Raw genomic sequence first — 17,460 nt, forward strand, 5'->3', positions numbered from 1 at the left:
AGGAGTTGCATGCCGAATGGATTGATTATGAAGGCATTGGCAGGCTATTATTACGTATATGACAAAGGAACCATCATACAGTGTCGCGCAAGAGGTGTGTTTCGTAAACAAAAGCGTTCACCCCTTGTTGGAGATCATGTAGAATATCAAGCGGAAAATACAACAGATGGCTATATTATGGATATTCAAGAACGAAGCAATGAACTTGTGCGACCACCGATTGCCAATGTTGACCAAGCGTTTTTACTGTTCTCTGTTAAAGAACCTGATTTTTCAGCAGCACTTCTAGATCGCTTTCTCGTTCATATAGAGAGACAAGAGATCTTGCCAATCATAATCGTAACAAAAATGGATTTACTTACAGATGATGAGAAGGAGACTATTCAATCATTTGTTTCGCTTTACGAAAAAATTGGCTATCAAGTACGGTATACTTCCTCAAAAGTAGAGCTGGACTTTAGTGAGTTAACACCACTTATTAAAGACAAAGTAACTGTAATTGCTGGACAGTCAGGAGTCGGAAAATCGTCCTTACTTAACTTATTAAAACCAGGGATGAATTTAGAGACTAATGAAATCTCAAGTCATTTAGGGCGTGGGAAACATACGACTCGCCATGTCGAATTAATTGAAATCGAGCAAGGCTTAATAGCCGACACTCCGGGATTTAGCTCACTAGATTTTGAGCAAATGGAGCAAGAAGATTTACGCTTTTATTTTCCTGAATTTGTTGAAGCAATGGATGAATGTAAATTCCGCGGCTGTTTGCATGATAAAGAGCCAGGTTGTGGTGTGAAGAGAGGGTTGGAAGAGGGAGAGATTCAGCAATCGAGATACACCAACTATCTCCAGTTTTTAGAAGAAGTAAAAAGTCAGAAAAGGAGATATTAAAGATGATAAAAATAGCCCCGTCTATTTTAGCCAGTGATTTCTCAAGAATGGGTGATAATGTTAAAGAAATGGAGCATGCAGGAGCTGATTGGATTCATATAGATGTAATGGATGGTCAATTTGTACCACCGATTACGTTTGGTCATCAAATGGTAGAAGCGATTCGCCCGTTAACTAGCCTGCCCCTTGATGTTCATTTGATGGTTCAAGCCCCTGAAAATCAAATTGATTTTTTTGCTAAAGCAGGAGCAGATTGTATAAGTGTTCACGTTGAAGCAACTAATCATTTACATAAAACGATTCACTCGATTAAACAGGCAGGGCTTAAAGCAGGGGTTGTCTTAAATCCAGGCACGTATGCAGACGTCATTATTCCTGTTATTCAGGATGTTGACTTCGTGCTTCAAATGACGGTGAATCCTGGCTTTGGCGGACAATCCTTTATTCCAACGACGTTAACGAATATTAAACGTCTACGGGCTTTAATTGATGAATACAAACTACCTGTCGATATACAAGTTGATGGGGGTATCAATGTGGAAACGGCAAAAGCATGCGTAGATGCAGGAGCGACTATTTTAGTAGCAGGGTCGTCCATTTTTCAAGCCGATCACTATGAGAAAGCGATTGCAGAAATTCGAGGATAAAGTAGGTCTGATTTTCTTTTCTCCCGCATACGCTAGAGTAACGACGGGTGGACACGTTCGGTGATAGAAAAAGTTCTATGCATAGGTAAAGAGCTAGTGAGGCGATTGGCTCTAGCAGGTGCGTCAGACCTTCATCTATTCGTAATGTGTACTCGAACGACATTTCTAGAGCAAGGGCCGGCTCAAATGCTCTTTAGGAGGAGGATCTATGAAATTCTATACGATCAAGCTACCGAAGTTTTTGGGAGGATTTGTTAGAGTTATGCTTGGCTCGTTTAAAAAAGACTAATCAAAAAAAACGCCTTTGCAACTGCAAGGCGTTTTTTTTGATTAAACACGTTCTACTTTTCCGGATTTAAGTGCACGAGCAGAAACGTATACACGTTTAGGTTTTCCATCTACCATGATACGAACTTTCTGTACGTTTGCACCCCAACGGCGCTTTGTTTTATTCATTGCATGAGAGCGCTTGTTTCCAGAACGCGCTTTACGACCAGTAATATAACATTCACGAGCCATGTCAGTGGCACCTCCTTAAAAACAGTCTCGTTTTTCATCACGATGACTTAGTCACCCAAGTATCTTAGCATAGCCATCAACAGAAAGCAATAAGTAAAGACAAGTAAATCTCCTTGACTAAAAAATGACTTTTAAAATGGTAGGTGATATAGTAAGATATTGATACGTATGCACACTGTATTTTATTGAAGGAGGCAAACCATGACTATTGAATTGAAAACTCAGTTTGGCACAATTGATGTGTCTCAAGATGTCGTTGCAACTATTGCAGGAGGTGCCGCAATCGATTGTTACGGGATTGTCGGAATGGCTTCACAAAAACAATTTAAAGATGGGTTAAGTGACCTACTTGGTAGAGAGAATTTCAGACGTGGTGTTATTACGAGAGAAAACGGAGATGAACTCCATATAGATATGTACATTATCGTCAGTTATGGTACAAAAATATCTGAGGTTGCGCATAACGTCCAATCAAAAGTTAAGTATCATTTGGAAAAAATGCTCGGACTTGATGTAGAATCAGTCAATATTTTTGTACAAGGGGTTCGTGTGACGAATCCATAGGAGTAAAGGGGGAAGACAAGGTGACAAGGAAACTGAAAGGTCAAGAGCTTGCGCACATGTTTATAGAAGGGGCAAATGAGCTCGGGAAAAAAGCGGAAGTTGTAGATTCGCTTAACGTATTTCCTGTACCCGATGGAGACACTGGTACGAATATGAACTTAACCATTACCTCAGGGGTAAAGGAAGTGCGTCAAGCATCACTTGATGAAGCGAGTAAAGTGGCAGCTGCATTTGCAAAGGGCTTATTAATGGGCGCAAGAGGAAATTCAGGTGTCATTCTATCGCAACTCTTTCGCGGGTTTTCAAAAGAACTTGAGGGAAAAAAAGAATTAACGACGGAGCAATTTGCTGAGGCGATGGAAGCAGGCGTAAAGACTGCATATAAAGCAGTCATGAAGCCTGTGGAAGGTACCATTTTAACCGTTGCAAAAGAGATGGCGAAGCACGCTTTGAAACTAGCGAAAAAAGAAACAGCGTTTGAATCGTTTTTAACATCCGTTATAAAAGAAGGCGAACGATCCCTTGCGCGTACGCCAGATTTGCTTCCTGTTTTAAAAGAAGTTGGTGTGGTTGACTCTGGTGGACAAGGTTTATTATATATTTATGTCGGGTTTCTACAAGCGCTTACAGGTGGAGAATCGTTACAAATCTTACAAGAGCCGAAAATGGACGATTTTATTCGTGCTGAACACCATCATGATGGGCATGAAAACATGGATCCAAGTGAGATTGAATTTGGTTATTGTACAGAAGTAATGGTGAAGTTTGACGCCGAACAGTTAGCTCGTAACCCATATGATGAAGATCAGTTTCGTTTAAAGCTAAGTGAGTATGGCGATTCACTATTAGTTGTATCAGATGATGACTTATTAAAAATACACATTCATGCAGAGTACCCTGGGCAAGTCGTAACTGAGGCGCAAGCATACGGTTCCCTTGTTCAAGTGAAAGTCGAAAATATGCGTGAACAGCAGTCAAATTTGTCTGATTCTCATGCGATGAAAAAAGCAGAGAAAGCTTCTAAGCCAAAAGAGCTCGCAGAGTTTGCTATGGTAGCAGTTTCTGTTGGTGCTGGTATTGAAAAGATCTTTAAAGGTTTAGGGGTAAATGAGGTTGTTGCAGGCGGTCAAACGATGAACCCAAGTACAGAAGACATCGTATCAGCCATTAAGCAAGTTCACGCTAAAAATGTTATTATCTTGCCCAACAATAGCAACATTGTGATGTCAGCTGAACAAGCTGCCGAAGTGGCTGATGTTCATTGTGTTGTTGTGCCGACGAAAACAGTTCCACAAGGCTTAGCTGCATTACTAGCGTTTAATCCAGGTCGTGATATTGAAGAAAACGCAGCGGCGATGGAAGCGGCGATGATGGATGTTAAAACTGGTGAAGTGACGTATGCAGTTCGTGATACGGAAATGGACGGTCAATCCATTAAAAAAGGCGATTTTATGGGTATTTTTAATAAGAAAATCGTGGCTAACGGTCAAGATGTTGTAAAAACAGCAACAAACCTCCTGAGTGAAATGGTAGACGATGATTCAGAAGTTGTTACGATTATTACTGGAGAGGGTTCTAGTGAAGAAGTGACAGAACAACTAGAAACGTATCTTCAAACGCATGCAGAGGATGTAGAGATTGATATCGTTGAAGGCGGACAGCCACTCTATTCCTATATCTTTTCTGTTGAATAATAAATGAGGAGGAACGTTCAATGGCGAAAGTGAAAGTTGTGACTGACTCAACAGCGGATATTCCAAACGCTCTTGTTGACGAACTAAATATTTCTGTTATCCCGTTAAATGTCCATTTCGGCGATGAGCAATTTGAAGACGGCGTCACCCTTCAACCTCGTGATTTCTATAAGCGTTTAAAAGAAACAGACGTTATGCCGAAAACATCACAGCCATCACCACAGCAATTTGAAGATTTGTATCGCTCCATTGCAGACGAGGACACATCAGCTATTTTGTCTATCCATCTTTCAGCTCAATTAAGTGGGACGGTACAAGCTGCATTAATTGCTAAAGACGCGCTAGCAAATGAACTAACAATTCATGTGTGTAATTCGAAGCGTGCTTCTTATGCCATTGGAATAATCGTTGTGGAGGTTGCGAGACTAGCGGCTCAAGGTGCGGACCTTGCAACGTGTCAAGCTCGTTTAGAGCAAATGCTGAACGATACCAATGTTTATTTTATGGTTGATACGCTTGAATTTCTTCAAAAGAATGGACGAATTGGGAAAGCCTCTGCATTGTTAGGCTCCCTTTTGAAAATGAAGCCTATCTTGTCTCTCAATGATGATGGTGAGGTATACCCACATGAGAAAGTGCGAGGGCAGAAAAAAGCAGTGTCTCGGATGATGGCATTGCTGCAAGAACAATTTGGAAGCGACTCTGTTCAAGTAGGAATATCACATGCAGTTAATGAAGAGCTTGCGCAAAAATTAGCGGAAGAAATTAAGCAAGCTTTTACCGTTGACTCGTTGGTCATAACTGAGATTGGCGCGGTTATTGGTGCACATGTCGGGCCAGGAACGGTTTCCTTATCAATGACAAAAGTAGATTCTAAGTAACAAAAAGGTTGCCAACTGTCATTGATGGCAACCTTTTTGGTTCTTTAATGGAGGCGAGACGATGAAGTATAGAACGGTGTTTGACATTATTGGCCCAGTTATGATTGGCCCATCTAGTTCACATACAGCAGGCGCTGCGCGTATTGGAAAAGTAGCACGAACGCTGTTTGGTCAGTTGCCGGATCATGCCGACTTACATTTTTATGGGTCATTTGCGAAAACGTATAAAGGACATGGGACAGATGTTGCTGTTATTGGAGGACTACTTGATTACGAAACGGATGATGAGCGAATTCGTCAAGCCTATGAAGAAGCGGAAAAAGCAAAGCTGACGATTTCGATTCATGAAGAAGGTGCCATTGATCACCATCCAAACACAGTTCGCATTAAACTGTATAAAGGAGAAGAGACGTTTGAACTTGTAGGTGTGTCCATTGGTGGCGGCAAAATTGAAATTATTGAACTGAACGGTTTCGTGCTTCGATTATCAGGGAATCATCCTGCTATCCTTGTGGTTCATCAAGATCGGTATGGCGTCATTGCTGCTGTAAGTAATTTATTAGCAAAACACCAGCTGAACATCGGGCATATGGAGGTTTCTCGGAAGGAAAAAGGTGAGCAAGCGCTCATGGTTATTGAAGTAGATCAAAATGTGGACGAGTCTATATTACATCCTTTAGAAAACTTACCTCATATTACCCATGTGACTAAAATACACGACTAAGGAGGGGTACGAATGTTTCGGAATGTGTCAGAGCTACTTGCATTAACAGAAGAAAAACAGTGTTCAATCTCAGAAGTGATGATTCAACAAGAGATGAATGTTACAGGTAAATCCCGTGAAGAAATACTAAATAAAATGCGTATTAATTTAGCCACAATGGAAGCGGCTGTAAAACGTGGGATTGAAGAAGATGTCGTTTCTGTTTCAGGTTTAACAGGGGGCGATGGAAAGAAACTTGCAGCATATATTCGTAAAGGAAACATGATTGGTGGTGAAACAACCCTACTAGCAGTGGCGAATGCTATGGCGACAAATGAAGTCAATGCTGCAATGGGAACGATTTGCGCAACCCCAACTGCTGGATCTGCCGGTGTGGTTCCTGGTGTACTGTTCGGTGTAGAAGGGAAATTTAATCCAACTGAAGATGAGAAGCTTGCTTTCCTATTTACAAGTGGGGCTCTTGGCTTTGTTGTCGCCAATAATGCGTCTATTTCAGGAGCAGCTGGAGGCTGTCAAGCGGAAGTAGGATCAGCTACTGGAATGGCAGCAGCAGCTTTAGTAGAGCTTGCAGGTGGAACACCAAAGCAATCTGCTCATGGGATGGCCATTGCATTAAAGAATATGCTCGGTTTGGTATGTGATCCTGTAGCTGGACTTGTTGAAGTACCCTGTGTAAAACGAAATGCCGCCGGTGCTTCTCTAGCGATTACGGCTGCTGATATGGCCCTTGCTGGAATTGAGAGTAGAATTCCGTGTGATGAAGTAATTGAAGCGATGTATCGAATTGGTCAGACGATGCCAGAATCGTTGCGAGAAACAGGTGAAGGTGGACTTGCTGCGACGCCTACTGGACGTCGACTGGAGGCAGCTGTATTTGGAAAGACAGCTGAACGTGCGAAGTGAATTTGTCTCAGTTACGTGTAGATACAGTAAAAGGCATTGGCGAGGAAAGCGCTAAGGCGTTAGGAGGTCTTGGGATCTATACCGTCCAAGACCTTTTAGAGTTTTTTCCATTTCGCTATGAAGATTATTCCCTTAAATCTCCAGGAGACGTAGCTCACGAAGACCGAGTGACGATGATCGGAACCATTCAAAGTGAGCCTTCTGTCCGCTACTTCGGTAAGAAAAAAAATCGCTTAAGTTTTCGTATGGTTGTTGATGGTGTGCTCGTTCAGGTGATTTTTTTTAATCGAGCTTTTTTAAAAACAAAGATTCAACTAGGGAGTACAGTGACGGTAACAGGAAAATGGGATGCCCATCGACTAACGATAACCGGAAGTGAGTTGAAGTTTGGTGAAATCGAGCGTCAAGGCAACGTTGAGCCTGTTTACCATGCAACAAGCACCATTTCAAGTAAACAACTGCAACGTTGGATAAAAGTGGCGTTGGAGATGTATGAACATCAGATTGTTGAACCTCTCCCAGCAACCATAAGGGAACGGTATAAACTTTTAAATAAAACAGAAACCATTCGACATCTCCACAATCCGCTTCATCCGGAGTTGGTTAAACAAGCGAGAAGACGCTACGTCTATGAGGAATTGCTTTATTTCCAGCTACGAATGCGAGTATTTAAGCAACAACACCGTGAATTGCAAACAGGAAGACAGCTTATTGTTAGTCGTGATCAACTAGATTCATTCTTTGCACAATTGCCATTTTCATTAACTGGGGCACAAAATCAGGCAGTTGACGATATTTTAGCAGATATCTCTTCTCCTTATCGAATGAATCGTCTGTTACAAGGAGACGTAGGTTCGGGAAAAACTGCTGTTGCAGCAGCCTGTATGTATGCTGTTGTAAAAGCTGGAGCCCAAAGCGCCTTAATGGCCCCAACAGAGATTTTAGCAGAGCAGCATGCGAAATCGTTAGCGGAATGGTTTGAGCCTCTAGGTTTATCTGTTGCCCTCTTAGCTGGCTCTGTAAAGGGCAAAAAGCGAACAGTACTTCTTGAAAAAATTGCTACAGGTGAGATAGATATTGTCGTAGGAACACATGCATTAATACAAGAGGATGTTTTCTTCCACAATCTTGGGTTCGTTATCACTGATGAACAACATCGTTTCGGAGTCGAGCAAAGACGAGTGCTACGAAGTAAAGGGGAAAGTCCTGATGTGCTGTTTATGACTGCCACACCAATACCGAGAACATTGGCTATTTCAGTATTTGGTGATATGGATGTATCGGTGCTTAATGAGCTGCCAGCAGGTCGAAAACCAATTGAGACCTATTGGGTCACTCACGATTTATTTGAACGAGTACTTGGATTTATTGAAAAAGAAGTGATGGCCGGACATCAAGCGTACGTCATTAGTCCGCTTATTGAAGAATCAGAGAAGCTTGACGTACAGAATGCCATTGACCTCTATACAATGCTCGCAAACCATTATCAAGGAAATATTCAGGTAGGGTTAATGCATGGACGCTTGTCTGCTGCGGAAAAAGAGGATGTAATGAGTGCTTTTGCTAATAATGACACACAGCTCCTTGTGTCCACAACGGTTGTTGAAGTTGGTGTAAATGTTCCAAATGCAACAGTTATGGTGATCTATGACGCTGATCGCTTCGGTTTAGCACAATTGCACCAGTTACGAGGTAGAGTAGGGCGTGGAGACGCACAATCAACGTGTATATTAGTTGCAAAGCCCAAATCAGAAGTCGGTAAGGAACGAATGCGTATTATGACTGAAACAACAGATGGTTTTGTACTATCTGAACGTGATTTGGAGTTACGAGGTCCAGGAGATTTTTTTGGTTCTAAACAAAGTGGATTGCCAGACTTCAAGCTAGCAGATGTGGTTCACGATTATCGGACGTTAGAAACGGCTCGACAAGATGCTGATGTCATTATTTCGTCAAATGTTCTTGAGCATGATGAAGAGTATGCGCATTTAGCCCGCTATTTAAAAGAAATTGGCGCATATGAAGGAGAAAAAATTGATTAACCCTTGAAGGTTTGTTGAAAGAACTTTATACTAGTCTTAGTACCTAGTCATAAAACGAATGGTAGATAAACGGATGGAGAAGCAAACGATGCGATTAAAGAAAAAAGAACGACAACTACAATTAAGTAAATTGTTAAACGAAAATCCATTTATGACAGATGAAGCACTGTCTGAGCATTTTTCCGTTAGTATACAAACCATTCGTTTAGACCGGATGGAAAAGAATATACCTGAATTACGAGAACGGATTAAAGATGTTGCTTATCAGCACCGAGATACGGTTATCTCGCTTTCCCCAGATGAAGTCATTGGAGAAATTATTGATCTTGTCCTTGAAAAACAAGCGATTTCCATGTTTGAGGTAAACGAAGAGCACGTATTTGCTCGAAATGGTATTGCTCGCGGTCATCATTTATTTGCACAAGCGAATTCGCTCGCAGTTGCATTAATGGACAATGAGCTGGTTTTAACAGCGAAGGCAAATATTCACTTTAAACGACCAGTACGTCTTGGAGAACGTGTCATTGCAAAGGCCGAAGTTGTCAATACCCATGGAGATCGAACAAAAGTAACAGTTACAAGTAAAGTGAATCAAGAAATCGTATTCGATGGAGACTTTGTCATGTTTAAGCAACATGAAACAGAGGAAGAGGGCGGTTGATCATGAATGAAAATTGCAATTGACGCAATGGGCGGCGATCATGCGCCACATGCACAAGTAGAAGCAGCAATTCGTGCTGTAAAAGAATTCGCGGATCTTCAAATTACATTAATTGGTGACGAGACGAAAATGAAGCCGTTGCTAACGGATTCCCACAACAGGATTTCAATGGTCCACACTGTGGAATCTATTTTAGATACAGATAAACCTACAACGGCCGTTAGACGAAAGAAAGATGCCTCAATGGTGTTAGCTGTAAATGAAGTGAAGGCACAACATGCCGATGCCTGCATTTCTTCAGGAAATACAGGCGCACTTATGACGGCAGGCTTGCTTTACGTTGGACGACAAAAAGGAATTGATCGACCAGCTTTGTCCCCTATGTTACCGACAAAGGATGGGAATGGATTTCTGTTGCTGGATGTTGGTGCCAATATGGAAGCAAAAGCAGAACATCTTCTTCAGTATGCTGTAATTGGTGATGCGTATATGCAAAAAATCCATCAAGTGGAAAAACCAAGAATTGGCTTGTTAAATGTAGGCACGGAGGCAGGGAAAGGAACAGAGCTAACGAAGGAAGCCTATCGTTTATTGGATGAAAGCACATTGCATTTTGTCGGGAACGTCGAAGCGAGAGACTTACTTGACGGTGTTTGCGATGTTGTCGTTTGTGATGGGTTTTCCGGGAATCTTGTTTTAAAAACAATAGAAGGAACAGCAAAAATGCTATTTTCAATGTTGAAAACAGAGCTAACTAGCTCGATTTCAGCGAAGCTAGCGGCAGGAATGCTTAAACCGAAGCTTACCGGCTTGAAAAAGAAAATGGATTACTCGGAATACGGTGGTGCAGGCTTGTTTGGTTTAAAAGCACCGGTAATTAAAGCGCATGGTTCTTCAGATTCGAATGCATTCTTTCACGCAATCCGCCAGGCAAAAGAGATGGTAGATCAAGACGTAGTAGCTGTCATTGAAGCCAATTTATTACTAAATAGGAGGCAGGAAAATGAGTAAAATAGCCTTTTTGTTTCCTGGTCAAGGCTCGCAAAAAGTCGGTATGGGTACGGATTATTTTGCAACAAATGAAAAAGCTGCGGCTATTGTAAATGAAGCGGATACCGCTTTAGGCTTTTCCATTAGTGAGTTAATGAAAGAAGGACCAGAGGACACGTTAAAGCAAACGGCATATGCACAGCCTGCACTTGTGACAATGAGTACGGCCTTGCTGCAATTATTTAAAGATGAAGGCATTCAGCCTGACTATGTTGCTGGCCACAGTTTAGGTGAATATTCAGCTCTTGTAGCAAGTGAAGCGTTGCCTTTTGCAGAGGCGGTCCGTCTTGTACATAAGCGTGGGACTTTAATGGAACAGGCGGTACCTAATGGTCAAGGGGCTATGGTTGCTGTTCTAGGGCTTGACCAAGACACTCTTCAATCTATATGTGAAGAGGTGACATCAGCGGGTAACGCAGTGAATGTGGCAAATTTAAACTGCCCAGGCCAAGTAGTTTTATCAGGTACAGCGACAGGTATTGAACAAGCAAGTGCTTTGGCAAAAGAAAAAGGAGCAAGACGAGCATTGCCGCTTGCGGTTAGTGGTCCTTTTCATTCTTCTCTAATGAAGCCAGCCTCTGAACAATTTGAAAGTGACTTACATAGTGCAACCATTACCATGCCAATGGTTCCGGTTATTGCGAACGTGACGGCAGATGAAGTACATGCTCCAGAAGTTATTCGAGCCCTTCTAGCAGAACAGCTTTATTCACCTGTTCGATTTGAAGAAAGCGTTAACCGCATGATTGAGCTAGGTGTGGATACATTTATTGAAATTGGTCCAGGCAACGTGTTAACGGGGCTTGTAAAAAAAATCAACCGTCAAGTACAAGCCCATGCTGTCCAGGATCAAGCTTCCTTCGACAACGTATTGGGAATATTGAAAGGGGAATAGCCATGTTTACTGGAAAAACAGCAATTGTGACGGGTGCATCAAGAGGGATTGGTAAAGCGATAGCCCTTGAATTGGCGAAAAACGGTGCCAATATTATTGTAAACTATGCAGGAAATCAAGCGAAAGCTGAAGAAGTTGTTAGTGAGATTAACGCTATTGGTCAAGAAGCAGTCGCCATCCAAACAAACGTTGCAAATGAAGATGAAGTAAAGAACATGATTAAGGAAACGGTAGAGCGGTTTGGGTCTGTTGACATTTTAGTAAATAACGCTGGGATCACAAAAGATAATTTAGTCATGCGAATGAAAGAATCCGATTGGGACGATGTGCTAGATATAAATTTAAAAGGTGTATTTCTTTGCGCAAAGGGTGTCAGTCGCCAAATGATGAAACAGCGCTCTGGACGCATTATTAATGTCGCATCGGTTGTTGGTGTGCTTGGAAACCCAGGTCAAGCCAATTATGTTGCAGCAAAAGCTGGGGTTATAGGGTTGACAAAAACACTAGCGAAAGAGTTTGCCTCTAGAAATATTTTAGTGAATGCCATTGCGCCAGGCTTTATTACAACCGATATGACCGATGAATTAAGTGGCGATGCGAAAGAGGCATTACTTGGACAAATCCCGTTAGGTATGTTAGGAGAACCAGACGACGTTGCTCGTGTTGTGCGCTTTTTAGCAAGTGACGATGCAAAGTATATGACTGGACAAACTCTTCATGTAGATGGTGGAATGGCAATGCCGTAAAAGGCTACTTGACACGTACGACTTGTGTCAGTACAATTTTACTTTGCCAGTACTTTTGAAAGGAGGTGACTAGTGTGGCTGACGTAATGGAGCGCGTAACGAAAATCGTCGTTGACCGTTTAGGTGTAGAAGAATCAGAAGTAACGCTTGAGGCATCTTTTAAAGACGACCTTAAAGCTGACTCACTTGATGTGGTGGAGCTTGTAATGGAGCTTGAAGATGAGTTCGACATGGAAATTGCTGATGAAGACGCAGAAAAAATTGCAACGGTTAAGGATGTTGTCGATTACATAAATAACAACGCATAACCGATTGAAGAGAGCCCTTTCAGCGAACCTGTTAGGGCTCTTTAACACATCTTTACATATAAAGATCAGCAAGAATCTGTTAAAATGATGACAGGAGAAAGAAATAAGAAGAACGAACTCTTTTTACTTTTTGAGCTCCAGCATCTGGAGGTAAGTGTATGGTACAACCATCTAAATTTCAAAGAAAACCAAGACCAAATGATCGAAAACGTACGCAACGTCGTTTAGAATTGACAGAAGCTCAGAAACGTCAATTCGACGATTTACTCGTACGGACTTCATTAACATTTGAAAATCGCAAACTGTTGATTCAAGCATTTACTCATTCCTCCTATGTGAATGAGCAGCGTATCTTCTCTTCATCAGATAACGAACGGCTGGAGTTTCTTGGCGACGCTGTATTAGAGCTTGCAGTTTCACAGTATTTGTTTAAAACATATAAATCGATGAGTGAAGGAGATATGACGAAGCTGCGTGCTTCCATTGTATGTGAACCGTCTCTCGCCATGTTTGCAGAAGAGCTTCAATTTGGTCAGCTTGTGTTACTTGGAAAAGGAGAAGAAGTGACTGGCGGTAGAACGAGACCGGCGTTACTCGCTGACGTGTTTGAAGCGTTTATTGGTGCCTTGTATCTCGATCAAGGGCTAGATGCCGTTTTCTTATTTTTATCACGGTTTATGTACCCGAAAATAAAAGAAGGTGCCTTTACCCATAAAATGGATTTTAAGAGCCAGCTTCAGGAATTTGTACAGCGAGATAATCGTGGTCAAATTAAATACCAAATTGTCCAAGAGCGTGGACCAGCTCATGATCGTGAGTTTGTATCGAACGTCCGCTTAAATGATGAGACGATCGGAAGTGGAACCGGCCGCTCCAAAAAAGAAGCGGAACAGTTAGCAGCAAAACAAGCATTGGATGCGCTCAATTGGAAAAAAAGCTAGAGAAAAGAAGCGGTTCGGCTCCTTTTTTCTAGCTTTCTTTTATTCTTCTTCCCGAAGTTGGCCAAGCTCTTGAACAATTTCATCTAGTTCACTAATGGAAAAGGATGGTTGTCTCATGACGTGCGTATGTAAGGCAAGTAGATCCTGATGTTTACGATCGTGAACAGCGTCTGCTTTAATGACGCTAGCATTAACAATGTTTAACTTTTTTTTCATATCATTAAGTAAAGCCTCGACTTCATCTATAGATAGAGATTGACTCATTTTATAGTCCCCCTTAGTAAGAATAAACTTACGATACCATGTTTTCTCTATAAACAAAACTACGAATTGGTTTTCTGGATTACGAGAGGTTCTTTATATGATAGAATAGGGTGGTTCATAATGAACCAAACGAGTTAGTATGGAGTAAGAAAGCAGGGAAGTTTATGTTCCTTAAACGGATAGAAGTCAAAGGTTTTAAGTCCTTTGGCGAGCCTATACAAGTTGATTTTGACCAAGGTGTTACGGCCGTGGTTGGGCCAAACGGAAGTGGAAAAAGCAATATTTCCGATGGAATCCGCTGGGTATTAGGCGAGCAAAGCGCACGGTCGCTGCGTGGAGCGAAAATGGAAGATGTTATTTTTGCAGGAAGCGATACGCGAAAAGCAGTTAATGTAGCGGAAGTATCGCTTGTATTAGATAACGAAGATGAACATTTGGCGATTGATTATAGTGAAGTGCGAGTGACTCGTAGACTATACCGGTCTGGCGACAGTGAATATTTACTTAATGGAACAACCTGTCGCTTAAAAGATGTGACTGATTTATTCCTTGACTCTGGATTAGGGAGAGAAGCCTATTCCATTATCGGGCAAGGAAAGATTGAAGAAATATTAAGTAGCAAAGCAGAACAACGACGTTTAATCTTTGAAGAAGCTGCAGGTGTATTAAAGTATAAAACTAGGAAGCAGACAGCAGAAAAACGGTTAAACCAAACGGAAGAAAATTTGCATCGTGTAAACGATATATTAAATGAATTAGAAGATCAGGTTGAGCCTCTTCGGGAACAGGCGGCAATCGCCAAGGAATTTATACGCCTTAAAGAAGAGCAAGAAAACCTTGACATAGCTGTCACAACAGAAGAGATTTCTCAGTTACATACAGAGTGGGAAAGTCAATCAGAGGAACTTAAAAAGTTAAAAGCGATGATTGGAGAACAACGCAAACAGCTTGCAGTGAACGAAGACGAATTAGAATCGATTCGAGAAAAACAGCGCTTGAGTCGAGAGAAAAGCTCCTCCATTCAGCAACGCTATCTTCAAGTTAGTGAAGAATTAGAAAAAAATGAAGGCCGTAAAGGCATTTTAGAAGAGAAACAGCGAAGTAAGCAAAAGGATGAAGAGCAAAGCAAGCAGTTACTCATTCAAAAAGAAGCGGAACAAGAGGAGCTGGCTAAAAAGAAAGATGACCTCGAAAAAACCTATCAATCGTTAAAGGCGAAAAGTAAAGACATTGATTCTGCCTATCAAAAGGTGGAACAGTCCCTTTCTCAATCAAAGGAAACCATTGCTGCAGATATTGAAGATGCAAAAGGGGATTATATTGAGTGGTTAAATGAACAGGCATCCTTACGAAATGAACGTCGCTATTTAAATGAACAAGTGGAGCAAAAACAACGTTTCTCGGATAAAAGTGAAAGCGAGCTGGCAACGGTAAGACAGTTACTTGAGTCAGGAGAACAAAGGTTAGAACTTGACAAAACTGAGCTTGAATCAACGAAACAGCAGTTGGATGAACACAAACATGCTTTACGTACCCTTTTGCAATCAGAAGAAGAAGCAAAGGAAGCATTATTTAAAAAAGAGACAAAGCTGTATGAAGCGTACAAACTCCTGCAAAAAATAGATGGCCGAAGAGAAGCGTTGCAAGAAATGGAAGATGATTTTTCTGGTTTTTTCCACGGTGTAAAAGAAGTTTTAAAACAGAGAGAGCGTCTAACAGGTGTTGTTGGTGCAGTTGCAGAACTGATCCATGTACCGCAAAAAGTCGAAAAAGCCATTGATATTGCTTTAGGTGGACAAGCGCAGCACGTCATCGTTGAAACGGAGCAGGCTGCTCGTGCCGCTATTGGCTATTTAAAAGAACAGCGCGCTGGTCGAGCAACATTCTTGCCTGTGAGCACGATTAAGCCACGTTCAATCCCTGAAGCAGTTGCTAAGGGATTAAAAGGACAACCAGGATTTGTTCGTTTGGCTTCTGAAGCTGTAGAAGTAGAGGATTCATATCGCCCTATCATTGAGTCATTACTTGGCACAACCATTATTGTAGAAGAGCTAACGTCTGCAAATCGCATTGCTAAGCAATTCAATCACCGTTATCGAATCGTGACATTGGATGGGGACATTGTTAATCCTGGTGGTTCTATGACAGGTGGAAGTGTTAAACAAAATCAATCTTCTTTGTTAAGCCGAAAACGTGAAAAAGAAGAACTTGATGGAAAGAAAAAACAACTTGATCATGCGATTGAATCCCTTGAAAAACAAGTAACAAACTTAAAAGAAGCGCGCATTGAAAAACAACAGAGCATTCAAGAGCTCCAAAAGAAAGAGCAAACCTTAACAATAGAGTACGACCGAGTACGAGAACGTTACCAAAACAAAGAGCTGGAAATGACTCAATCGAAGCGAGAGTATGAACGTCTAGAACGATTGAAAGCAAGCGAAAAGCAAGAAGGCGATGCGACGAAAAATCGTCTGAAGGAAATTGAGGCAGGCGAACAGCGTGCCGCCGCCGAGGCATCAAAATTAGAAAAGCGTATCGAAGAACTCCAGCTTCAGCTTGATCATGAACAACTTGCAAAAGAAAAAGGGCAAGCAGAATTAACTGAATTAAAAGTAGCGCGTGCTGAAATTAGACAACAATTAACGTATCACCAGACACAGCTAGCAGAAACGGTTAAACAGTTCGATGAAGTGAAGCGTGTTCTAGCAATCGAAACAGAAAACTATCAACTTCTGCATTCTACTGCAGGAGAACAGACTATAACGAGAGAATCGTTAACAACATTGATTGCTGATGCGAACGCTGAAAAAGAAGCACTTTCCAAGCAGCTCCAGTCATTACAGGAAGAAGAGCGACTCTATAACGAGCAGTATGAACGTTTAGGATTGGAGAATAAACGAAATCAAGACGAGCTTGAAACAGTTCTATCAAAAAGTCAGGCATTAGAAGTTCGCGTGAACCGTCTTGATGTCGATTTAGATTATCGCTTAAATCGACTGAGAGAAGAGTATGAGCTTTCATATGAAGGTGCAAAACAACAGTACTCGTTAAGAGAGCCTTTGGACGATTCCCGCAAACAATTAGCTTTACTAAGGCGCTCCATAGAAGAGCTTGGCGTGATTAACTTAGGTGCAATCGATGAGTACGATCGAATTAATGGCCGCTATCAATTTTTAACGGCTCAAAAAACCGATCTGCTTGATGCGCGCCAATCTCTTGACCAAGCAATTGACGAAATGGATGAAGAGATGAGTAAGCGATTCATGACGACTTTTGTAAGTATCCGTACTCATTTCCAAGAAGTGTTCGTGAAATTATTTGGTGGTGGGGATGCAGACCTGATTTTAACTGATCCAAATGCACCGTTAACAACCGGGATTGATATTGTTGCACGACCTCCTGGAAAGAAAAAACAGCAGCTCGGTTTGCTTTCAGGAGGAGAGCGAGCGTTAACCGCCATTGCGTTGCTGTTTGCAATCTTGCAGGTTCGCCCAGTTCCATTCTGTGTGCTGGATGAAGTTGAAGCGGCTTTAGATGAAGCCAATGTTAGCCGATTTGCTCAATATTTACGAGAGTTTTCGACTCGGACTCAATTTATTGTCGTCACGCATCGTAAGGGCACAATGGAAGGTGCAGATGTGTTATACGGGGTAACGATGGAAGAATCAGGCGTTTCGAGAATTGTCTCTGTTCGATTAGAGGAGTCAAAACAATTACTAGAAAGTTAGGT

The 17,460-nt window shown here is 41.7% G+C and carries 18 protein-coding genes; 16 read left to right on the top strand and 2 right to left on the bottom strand.

Features of this window, described 5'->3' with window-relative positions:
* The first annotated feature begins 9 nt into the window (after positions 1–9).
* The 3 genes from rsgA (at position 10) to spoVM (ending at position 1,827) form a co-directional block, all read left to right on the top strand.
* Positions 10–891, top strand: a complete 882-nt coding sequence (gene rsgA / locus BK583_RS08720; protein WP_038480865.1) for a ribosome small subunit-dependent GTPase A — start codon at positions 10–12, stop codon at positions 889–891.
* Positions 892–893: 2 nt separating this feature from the next.
* On the top strand, positions 894–1,538 hold the full coding sequence (gene rpe, locus BK583_RS08725) for a ribulose-phosphate 3-epimerase (RefSeq protein ID WP_055735849.1): 645 nt from the start codon (positions 894–896) through the stop codon (positions 1,536–1,538).
* A gap of 208 nt (positions 1,539–1,746) precedes the next feature.
* Complete coding sequence (gene spoVM, locus BK583_RS08730) at positions 1,747–1,827, top strand: stage V sporulation protein SpoVM (RefSeq protein WP_035395149.1); 81 nt, start codon at positions 1,747–1,749, stop codon at positions 1,825–1,827.
* A gap of 41 nt (positions 1,828–1,868) precedes the next feature.
* Here the strand turns inward: spoVM and rpmB are convergent, their stop codons facing one another.
* Positions 1,869–2,057 carry a 50S ribosomal protein L28 gene (gene rpmB / locus BK583_RS08735; RefSeq protein ID WP_035441949.1) on the bottom strand — a complete coding sequence of 63 codons (189 nt, stop codon included), beginning with the start codon at positions 2,055–2,057 and terminating at the stop codon, positions 1,869–1,871.
* A gap of 201 nt (positions 2,058–2,258) precedes the next feature.
* On the opposite strand from rpmB, the gene BK583_RS08740 reads away from it, so the two are divergent.
* The 12 genes from BK583_RS08740 (at position 2,259) to rnc (ending at position 13,466) form a co-directional block, all read left to right on the top strand.
* Positions 2,259–2,621 (top strand): Asp23/Gls24 family envelope stress response protein, encoded by a 363-nt coding sequence (locus BK583_RS08740; protein ID WP_035395148.1) that lies wholly within the window; start codon positions 2,259–2,261, stop codon positions 2,619–2,621.
* A 56-nt stretch (positions 2,622–2,677) separates the two neighbouring features.
* A complete protein-coding gene (locus BK583_RS08745) occupies positions 2,678–4,315 on the top strand; it encodes a DAK2 domain-containing protein (RefSeq protein WP_055735872.1) in 1,638 nt (545 codons plus the stop codon).
* Positions 4,316–4,335: 20 nt separating this feature from the next.
* Positions 4,336–5,196 (top strand): DegV family protein, encoded by an 861-nt coding sequence (locus BK583_RS08750; protein WP_038480853.1) that lies wholly within the window; start codon positions 4,336–4,338, stop codon positions 5,194–5,196.
* Between the two features lie 61 nt (positions 5,197–5,257).
* The gene (gene sdaAB / locus BK583_RS08755; RefSeq protein WP_038480850.1) at positions 5,258–5,920 is read left to right on the top strand and encodes an L-serine ammonia-lyase, iron-sulfur-dependent subunit beta; all 663 of its coding nucleotides are present in this window, start codon (positions 5,258–5,260) and stop codon (positions 5,918–5,920) included.
* A 12-nt stretch (positions 5,921–5,932) separates the two neighbouring features.
* Entirely contained in the window at positions 5,933–6,823 is an 891-nt protein-coding gene (sdaAA, locus tag BK583_RS08760; RefSeq protein WP_038480848.1) for an L-serine ammonia-lyase, iron-sulfur-dependent, subunit alpha, read from the top strand.
* A complete protein-coding gene (gene recG / locus BK583_RS08765; RefSeq protein WP_055735850.1) occupies positions 6,820–8,865 on the top strand; it encodes an ATP-dependent DNA helicase RecG in 2,046 nt (681 codons plus the stop codon). The genes sdaAA and recG overlap by 4 nt, the downstream gene beginning before the upstream one ends.
* A gap of 88 nt (positions 8,866–8,953) precedes the next feature.
* Positions 8,954–9,526 carry a transcription factor FapR gene (gene fapR, locus BK583_RS08770; RefSeq protein WP_055735851.1) on the top strand — a complete coding sequence of 191 codons (573 nt, stop codon included), beginning with the start codon at positions 8,954–8,956 and terminating at the stop codon, positions 9,524–9,526.
* A 6-nt stretch (positions 9,527–9,532) separates the two neighbouring features.
* Positions 9,533–10,537 carry a phosphate acyltransferase PlsX gene (plsX, locus tag BK583_RS08775; protein ID WP_055735852.1) on the top strand — a complete coding sequence of 335 codons (1,005 nt, stop codon included), beginning with the start codon at positions 9,533–9,535 and terminating at the stop codon, positions 10,535–10,537.
* On the top strand, positions 10,530–11,471 hold the full coding sequence (fabD, locus tag BK583_RS08780) for an ACP S-malonyltransferase (RefSeq protein WP_055735853.1): 942 nt from the start codon (positions 10,530–10,532) through the stop codon (positions 11,469–11,471). The genes plsX and fabD overlap by 8 nt, the downstream gene beginning before the upstream one ends.
* A gap of 2 nt (positions 11,472–11,473) precedes the next feature.
* On the top strand, positions 11,474–12,217 hold the full coding sequence (gene fabG, locus BK583_RS08785) for a 3-oxoacyl-[acyl-carrier-protein] reductase (protein ID WP_055735854.1): 744 nt from the start codon (positions 11,474–11,476) through the stop codon (positions 12,215–12,217).
* A 74-nt stretch (positions 12,218–12,291) separates the two neighbouring features.
* The gene (gene acpP / locus BK583_RS08790) at positions 12,292–12,525 is read left to right on the top strand and encodes an acyl carrier protein (RefSeq protein WP_035396930.1); all 234 of its coding nucleotides are present in this window, start codon (positions 12,292–12,294) and stop codon (positions 12,523–12,525) included.
* A gap of 158 nt (positions 12,526–12,683) precedes the next feature.
* A complete protein-coding gene (gene rnc, locus BK583_RS08795; protein ID WP_038480830.1) occupies positions 12,684–13,466 on the top strand; it encodes a ribonuclease III in 783 nt (260 codons plus the stop codon).
* Between the two features lie 39 nt (positions 13,467–13,505).
* Here rnc and BK583_RS08800 read toward each other — a convergent pair whose 3' ends face one another.
* Entirely contained in the window at positions 13,506–13,730 is a 225-nt protein-coding gene (locus BK583_RS08800) for a DUF1128 family protein (RefSeq protein WP_051667548.1), read from the bottom strand.
* 164 nt (positions 13,731–13,894) lie between these two features.
* On the opposite strand from BK583_RS08800, the gene smc reads away from it, so the two are divergent.
* Complete coding sequence (gene smc, locus BK583_RS08805) at positions 13,895–17,458, top strand: chromosome segregation protein SMC (RefSeq protein ID WP_055735855.1); 3,564 nt, start codon at positions 13,895–13,897, stop codon at positions 17,456–17,458.
* Positions 17,459–17,460: the final 2 nt, after the last annotated feature.

The organism is Shouchella oshimensis (assembly GCF_002019765.1).
GTDB lineage: Bacteria > Bacillota > Bacilli > Bacillales > Bacillaceae_D > Shouchella > Shouchella oshimensis.

What these genes read in the sequence shown, in the direction of transcription:
- rsgA (WP_038480865.1), top strand. Translation starts at nt 10, where the DNA reads ATGCCGAATGGATTGATTATGAAGGCATTGGCAGGCTATTATTACGTA.
- rpe (WP_055735849.1), top strand. Translation starts at nt 894, where the DNA reads ATGATAAAAATAGCCCCGTCTATTTTAGCCAGTGATTTCTCAAGAATG.
- spoVM (WP_035395149.1), top strand. Translation starts at nt 1,747, where the DNA reads ATGAAATTCTATACGATCAAGCTACCGAAGTTTTTGGGAGGATTTGTT.
- rpmB (WP_035441949.1), bottom strand. Translation starts at nt 2,057, where the DNA reads ATGGCTCGTGAATGTTATATTACTGGTCGTAAAGCGCGTTCTGGAAAC.
- BK583_RS08740 (WP_035395148.1), top strand. Translation starts at nt 2,259, where the DNA reads ATGACTATTGAATTGAAAACTCAGTTTGGCACAATTGATGTGTCTCAA.
- BK583_RS08745 (WP_055735872.1), top strand. Translation starts at nt 2,678, where the DNA reads ATGTTTATAGAAGGGGCAAATGAGCTCGGGAAAAAAGCGGAAGTTGTA.
- BK583_RS08750 (WP_038480853.1), top strand. Translation starts at nt 4,336, where the DNA reads ATGGCGAAAGTGAAAGTTGTGACTGACTCAACAGCGGATATTCCAAAC.
- sdaAB (WP_038480850.1), top strand. Translation starts at nt 5,258, where the DNA reads ATGAAGTATAGAACGGTGTTTGACATTATTGGCCCAGTTATGATTGGC.
- sdaAA (WP_038480848.1), top strand. Translation starts at nt 5,933, where the DNA reads ATGTTTCGGAATGTGTCAGAGCTACTTGCATTAACAGAAGAAAAACAG.
- fapR (WP_055735851.1), top strand. Translation starts at nt 8,954, where the DNA reads ATGCGATTAAAGAAAAAAGAACGACAACTACAATTAAGTAAATTGTTA.
- plsX (WP_055735852.1), top strand. Translation starts at nt 9,533, where the DNA reads ATGAAAATTGCAATTGACGCAATGGGCGGCGATCATGCGCCACATGCA.
- fabD (WP_055735853.1), top strand. Translation starts at nt 10,530, where the DNA reads ATGAGTAAAATAGCCTTTTTGTTTCCTGGTCAAGGCTCGCAAAAAGTC.
- fabG (WP_055735854.1), top strand. Translation starts at nt 11,474, where the DNA reads ATGTTTACTGGAAAAACAGCAATTGTGACGGGTGCATCAAGAGGGATT.
- rnc (WP_038480830.1), top strand. Translation starts at nt 12,684, where the DNA reads ATGGTACAACCATCTAAATTTCAAAGAAAACCAAGACCAAATGATCGA.
- BK583_RS08800 (WP_051667548.1), bottom strand. Translation starts at nt 13,730, where the DNA reads ATGAGTCAATCTCTATCTATAGATGAAGTCGAGGCTTTACTTAATGAT.
- smc (WP_055735855.1), top strand. Translation starts at nt 13,895, where the DNA reads ATGTTCCTTAAACGGATAGAAGTCAAAGGTTTTAAGTCCTTTGGCGAG.